Origin of the sequence: Pelagicoccus mobilis (assembly GCF_016595505.1) — a bacterium.
Taxonomy (GTDB): Bacteria; Verrucomicrobiota; Verrucomicrobiia; order Opitutales; family Opitutaceae; genus Pelagicoccus; species Pelagicoccus mobilis.
Window position 1 is genome coordinate 1 of record NZ_JAENIL010000110.1, and the last position, 6,047, is coordinate 6,047.

The 6,047-nt window shown below is 56.1% G+C and carries 7 protein-coding genes; 2 read left to right on the forward strand and 5 right to left on the reverse strand.

Annotation, left to right across the window (positions count from 1 at the left end):
- Positions 1–192: 192 nt before the first annotated feature.
- Positions 193–1,119, forward strand: a complete 927-nt coding sequence (locus JIN87_RS27395; protein ID WP_200359825.1) for a SphA family protein — start codon at positions 193–195, stop codon at positions 1,117–1,119.
- A gap of 581 nt (positions 1,120–1,700) precedes the next feature.
- Here the strand turns inward: JIN87_RS27395 and JIN87_RS27400 are convergent.
- The 4 genes from JIN87_RS27400 to lpxD all read right to left on the reverse strand — a co-directional run bounded on the left by JIN87_RS27400 (position 1,701) and on the right by lpxD (position 4,484).
- Positions 1,701–2,141, reverse strand: coding sequence for a hypothetical protein (locus JIN87_RS27400; protein WP_200359827.1), 441 nt, complete (start codon positions 2,139–2,141; stop codon positions 1,701–1,703).
- A 148-nt stretch (positions 2,142–2,289) separates the two neighbouring features.
- Entirely contained in the window at positions 2,290–3,006 is a 717-nt protein-coding gene (locus tag JIN87_RS27405; protein ID WP_200359829.1) for a DUF2490 domain-containing protein, read from the reverse strand.
- Between the two features lie 136 nt (positions 3,007–3,142).
- Entirely contained in the window at positions 3,143–3,388 is a 246-nt protein-coding gene (locus JIN87_RS27410) for a hypothetical protein (RefSeq protein WP_200359831.1), read from the reverse strand.
- A 40-nt stretch (positions 3,389–3,428) separates the two neighbouring features.
- Complete coding sequence (lpxD, locus tag JIN87_RS27415; protein WP_200359833.1) at positions 3,429–4,484, reverse strand: UDP-3-O-(3-hydroxymyristoyl)glucosamine N-acyltransferase; 1,056 nt, start codon at positions 4,482–4,484, stop codon at positions 3,429–3,431.
- Between the two features lie 159 nt (positions 4,485–4,643).
- Here lpxD and JIN87_RS27420 point away from each other — a divergent pair, with 159 nt between their 5' ends.
- Entirely contained in the window at positions 4,644–5,519 is an 876-nt protein-coding gene (locus JIN87_RS27420; RefSeq protein ID WP_200359835.1) for an EamA family transporter, read from the forward strand.
- A gap of 31 nt (positions 5,520–5,550) precedes the next feature.
- Here JIN87_RS27420 and JIN87_RS27425 read toward each other — a convergent pair whose 3' ends face one another.
- A complete protein-coding gene (locus tag JIN87_RS27425) occupies positions 5,551–5,961 on the reverse strand; it encodes a VanZ family protein (protein ID WP_200359837.1) in 411 nt (136 codons plus the stop codon).
- Positions 5,962–6,047: the final 86 nt, after the last annotated feature.

Here is a 6,047-nt window from a genome sequence, read left to right on the forward strand (position 1 = left end):
CGCGACCAATCTTTGAGGGCGCTTGGGAGATTTTTTTGAGCGGGATTGGAGGGGTGTTTGGGGGCGGTTGTTGAGTGGGTGTTGGGGCTTCGGGGAAACACCTAGGACCTAAGTGCCATGGATGGATGGGGTGGGGGCGGTTATAATCTCCGCATACCGATTCACTTTAACTCAAACGAGAGATTACAACCGATGAAATTAAAACAACTCGCATCACTCGGACTTTTAATTGCCGCTCCGCTTTCGCTTCATGCCGCAGAGGGAGGGTACTCGAATTACGTTCCCGGCTTTTACGGTGACTTGGGAGTGGCTTTGGAGCCGGCCGAGGGGTGGAGCATGCGAACGGACGCGTACTTCTATCGCGCGGATGGTGAGCAGAATGTGCGTTCTGGGGAACTGGAAGTCTCGGCGGACCTCGAGCTGTCGTTGGCGTATTTTTCTTTGATCAACAAGCCGGGGATCGAGCTTTTCGGAGCCCAGTATGCCTTCGGAGGAACGTTGGTGGCGGGTAAGGCCGATATCGAGGCGGAGCTTACCGCTGGGGAGACTTCTTTGAGGGTTGCGGACGATAAGACATCGTATGGTGACATTACGTTGGTGCCTGGTTCCTTCTATTGGAACAACGGCAGCAATTGGCACTTCAACCAGGCGTTTTATGTGGTGGCGCCAGTGGGGGACTACGACGTGAATGACGTGGCGAACATTGGCCTGAACTACTGGACGTTTGAGACGGACTTTTCTGCCACTTACATGAACGAGGAAAAGGGGCAGGACTACTCCTTTATCCTAGGTTACGGTTATAATACCGAGAACGATGATACTGACTATCAGAGTGGGGATGAAATCCATCTCGACTTCGTGCTGAACCAATTCGTTTCGCCGACTTTGGCTCTGGGAGTGCATGGCTACTTCTTCAAGCAGCTTAGTGGTGACAGTGGGGCTGGGGCTCAGCTGGGCGACTTCAAGGCGGAAGCGGCTGGTGTCGGTCCTGCAGTGATGTGGGTGCCTGAGAAGTTCGGCGGGGAAGCGGCGTTTGTCGCGAAGTGGATCCATGAATACGATTCGGAAAACCGTATGGATGGTGACCATGTCTTCCTCTCCTTCATGAAGAGTTTTTAAATCGGGTAGACAGGGGCCGGCGCTATGCTCCGGCCTCTTTCATTTGAGGCGAGTTTTGCGCGAGAGTGCAGCTCGCCTCTTTTGTGTTTTGGGGATGGGCGATTGAGAGGCTATCCGCAAAGGGGGTTGATATCTTTGCTTTCGAGAAGGTTGCGGCCGTTGTCCCAACGGACATTTGCTTTGAGGGGTGCCCGCTGGGTACAGCGGGCTCTACCTTGGGGATGCGCATGATTTGAGGTGCGCGGTCCTGGTTTGAGAAGGGCAGGGGCGGGGGGGGGGTGGTAATCTATCTCGGCAGCTAACGGCTTGAGGTGTTCCCCGTCTAGATGGGATTGGCTAGAGCTTTTTGTGTTTTACGCGCCAACCCAAATGGGACATGTCCGGTCAACGCCCGGACCTACAGATGAAGAGTCCCGTATTTCTGTAGGTAGACGCGGTCAGGCGACATCCGAGATGCGACCAAACAAAAGAAAAATGCTCGGGTTGAGCGTTTGTAATGGTTTGGCAGGATCGTGTCGCGCCGCGCTGCTTCTCCTGCAGTCGCTTCGGGGGACAGCCTTCATGAGGCCTCCTGGGCGGGACTATGCGGTGGTTTCGGTCGCGTTGGCGAGGGCGAGTCTTTGCTGAGTCCAGCTTTGGGCTGCTTCCAAGTCGTTGAACGTCTCGAAATCGAGATTCACGGAATTTGCGATCTCTCTTTCGATTTTGGCGAACTTCTCGGTGTAGCTGGAGTAGCTGACGACTGCCATTGAGTGGAAGCCTGGGGCTTCCTGTTTGGCGAAAATATAGACCATGGGGTCTACGGAGTGTCGGTTGATCCGGTTGCCGATATAGCTCCATTTGCCTTCGAATCGGCGGGCGATCTCGTCGATGATCTGGCGTGCTTGCGGGATGCCCATGTTTACAGACTCGACAGGTTCTCCGATCAGGACGTTCTGAAACGCTGTGTACTTGCCGAAAGGGAGTACGTAGGTCTGTGGCGTCATCGGTCCTGACGGATGTAAAGTACAGCTTGTGAGCATGGTTGCGTGTCTGGAATTTGTTGTTTGGTTCTCACTGCATTCTGCTTTGATCGACGTTCGAGGCGAATGTTGCCTCGAATGGTGCAGAAAGAGGTGTTCTGGCTTCAATCTGGGGCGTTTGCTCTAGACGAAGGTCTTGTAAATAGCCTCAGAAGAGGAACTTGAGGTCGAACGAGAGGATGTTGACGTTGGGCGGGTTGTGGTCTCCGCGATTGTCTGCGAACTCGTAGGTGAGGTTGCCGACGACCTTGTCTGAGAAAAGGTAGGAGAGTCCCAGGAGGTAGGTGTGCGAGAGCACGTCCTCGTTGGTGTCGAGGGCGACTTCGTAGCTGGCGAAGGGCTTGATGGTGTAGGGATCGAGGATCAGGTTTTCGCGTAGCGGCTCGAATTCGTAGGGAGGGCTGAGGGCGATGCGGTAATAGAGGACGTCGTAGTCCCAATCGAATTCTTCGTATTCGAAGCGTAGGCGGTGGGAAACGCCGGTGTCCTTGATCTTGTGGCGGTAAGTGGCGTTCATGTAGTAGAAGTCGGCGTCGTTCCACTTGCCGGTTTCGAAGTCTTTTCGCTCGGTGGCCCGGAAGTTTCCGGTGAGGTCGATGTGCTTGGTGATGCCGCCGTAGAATAGGCCGAGGTCGATGTGTCGACGATAGTGGTCGCCGCCTTCCTTGTAGCGTGACTGGTAGGTGGCGGTGCCCTTCCAGTGCTCGGTGAACTTGGAGGTGGCGGTGGAGCCGACGCGATATTCCCACTCGTCAGCGAAGGCTAGAAAGGGAAGTGCTAGCAGGAGCAGCAGAGCTGTTCTGAGCTTGGCAAGAGGGGCGTTCGGCTGGGCTGAACGGAAAGCGTGAGATGTAAAGGTCGTCATGGCATTGGATGGTTGGCTCCTGAAGTGGAGCCGAGGAATTGGATCCTATTTCAGGATGCCCCAGTCTACCTGATGGTGGATGGGGTGCCAATGAGACCTTGGTCGTACTTGGAAGGGCAGGCGTGGCTGCCCTCGTCTAGTCGACGATCTTTGCGGCTCGGATGATATTGGTGCCGAGCTTTTGGGGGGCGGGGTAGACCTCGATGAACTTGATGTTTTGCGTGGGGAAGAGCATGACTCTGCCTTCCGCTTCGATGATGAGGTTCGAGAGAGACATCATCTGATCGAGATAGCTGCCCATGCGATGCTCCTCGATGGAGGGGGAAAACTCGAACTGCATGACGTTGCCGTCGGTGAATTGGATTTTTAGATGTCGTTTCATGAGTGGAAATTGTGTGTCCGCTCTCTGCCTTGGGCGGTTCCTAGGAGGCTTCGGTCGCTTGCTTGAGGGCGGCGATGGTTTCCTCCAGTTCCTTTACCTTACGATCGAGGGCCATCAGTTTCTCGCGTTGCTTGGGCAGGTTTTTGTAGATGGCGACGGATTTGCGGGCTTGAGCCATGTCGAAGGCGGGGAAGCCGAGGACGCCTTGCTTGCCGGGAAGGTTGTGGTTTACGAGGGATTTGGCCGCGATAACGGTGTGTGGGCCGACTTTGGTATGACCGGTGATGCCGGCCTGGCCGCCCATTTGGCTGTAGTCGCCCAGTTCGGCGGATCCGGCGATGCCGACTTGGGGGACGAGCAGGCAGCCTTTGCCGATCTTGGTGCCGTGCCCGATGACGACGGAGTCGCCGATCTTGGATCCGGCTCCGATAATGGTGTCGTCGAAGGCGCCGCTCTCGATGCAGGCGTTGGCTCCGATCTCGACCTCGTCTTGGAGGATGACTTTGGCGATGTGGGGAATCTTGTGGTGGGAGCCTTGATGGGTGGCGAAACCGAACCCGTCGTGGCCGACGCTGGCGTTGCATTGGATCACCACTCGGTCGCCTACTTCTACGGTGTCGAATACGACGGCGTTGGGGTAGAGGATGCAGCCGCTGCCGATGCGTGCTCGGGGGCCGACGAATACGCCGGAGTAGAGGACGCAGTCGTCGCCGATGCTCGCTTCTTCGGAGACGGTGGCTCCGTGGGCGATGCGAACGTTTTGGCCGATTTGCGCGGTAGGGGCTATGTGGGCGGCGGGGCTGATGCCTTCGAAGAGGTGGTCGCGGTGGCCGTGGATGTGGACGACGATTTCGCGGAAGGCGAAGTAGGGATCGGGTACTACGATCTGGGCGGCTTCCGTCTCAAGAGGCTCGCGGGTGACGATGGCGGAGGCCTTGCTGGTGGCGACGGTTTTGCGGTATTTGCGGTTGGCGAGAAACGCGATTTGGCCGGGTACGGCCGCTTCGAGGGTGGAAGCGGACTCGATCGAGGTGGTTGGGTCTCCAACTATCTCTCCGTTAACGATTTGAGCGAGTTCTTCGATCGTGTAAGTCATGTAGTGAAAATCTTAGCAAAGGACTGTTAGGTCCTTTTCTGTCTCTGAATGAATAGGCCTTTGGGTATGGGTGCCAGCAAAGAGTTGGTAAATCTCGTTTGGAGCTGGGCGCCTTTTTGATTGCTGGATGACCTGCAATGGGCCGAAGGTCGTTGCTGAATGGAAGCGTATCATGTGATTCCTTTGCTGACGGGCCTTTGCTTCGCGGTGGGAGCTCTTTGTATCAAGCGAGCAACTACGCTTGGTTTGGGGCCGTGGCGTACTACCTTCTTCTCGAATCTGGTGCTCTTCTTGATGGCGGCCCCGTTCTGGTTTTTTGGGGAGCCGATCCGGGAGTGGGAATCTCTGGGGATGCCGTTGTTTATCGGGAGTATCTTTTTTGTCGGACAGCTGCTTTGGTGTTTGGCGATCCATAAAGGGGACGTTAGCCTCCTCACTCCTTTGATGGGAACGAAGGCTGTTTTTGTGGCGTTCGTCGTTTCGATCTGGCTAGGGGAAGATCTATCGCCGCTCGTTTGGGTCGCCGCGGTACTGAGCGCGATCGCGGTTTTGCTTTTGAGGGGGAGATCGGAGGCGGAGCGGAAACGTGTGGTTTACTCGCTGGTGCTGGGGCTCGGGTGTTCCATCGCCTATGCGGTGGGAGACTCCGCGATGCAGGCTTTTGGTTCAGAGCTTGGATATGAGAAATTGATAGCGGGGACCTTTTCGGTGGTTATGGCTTGGTCGCTGGTGTTGATCCCTTTGTTTCGAGGCCCGGTTTCGGAGATTTCCCGAACGGCTTGGTCGTGGCTCTTAGCGGGATCTGCCTTGTGGGCGGTTCAATCTTGTTTGATGGCCTATGCGGTTGGCGTTTACGGGAAGGCGGCGGTGATCAACGTGATTTACAGCTCTCGTGGCGTTTGGGGTGTGGTGCTGGTTTGGGTGGTTGGGCACTGGTTTTCAAACGATGAAAAGGCGCTGGGTGGGGATGTCTTGGGACGCCGCTTGATCGGAGCTTTGCTGCTGATTGTGGCGATTGTTGCGGTTATGAGCTAAGGTCGAACTAACCGAGGTGTGGGGCGGTGTTCTACCTTTTTTGGTGAGACCGGCGGCGCGAGAGGATGGCTGGAATTGAGAACAGGATGATCCCTAGCAGGTTCGCGAGGGCGTCTTTGATATCAAGGCTGCGGGTGGGGAGGAAGTACTGGCTGGCTTCTTCGATGACGGCGATCGCGAAGACGGCGAGGGAGCCCCATGGGAGAATCAGTTTTCGCAGGGTGAAGGCTCGATTGCGTAGGAAGAAATTGAGTACAAGGGTGAGGAAGCCGGCGAGTAGGACGTGTCCTATCTTGTCGCCGTGAGGGGTGGCTCGGACGGTTTTGAAGAGGATGTTGTCTCGCCCGATGTTGGCTTCGTGGATGATCCAAACTGTGAATACCAGAAACGCGATTCCTGCTAGGGAGACAGCAAGGTAGAAGAGTTTTGTGCGATTCGGCATGGGGAATAGGGAGGATATTGGAGCTGTGGCTGGCAAGCTTGTAGCGCGGCGCTTTAGCGAGGCGGTACGCGGGCTAAAGCGCCGCG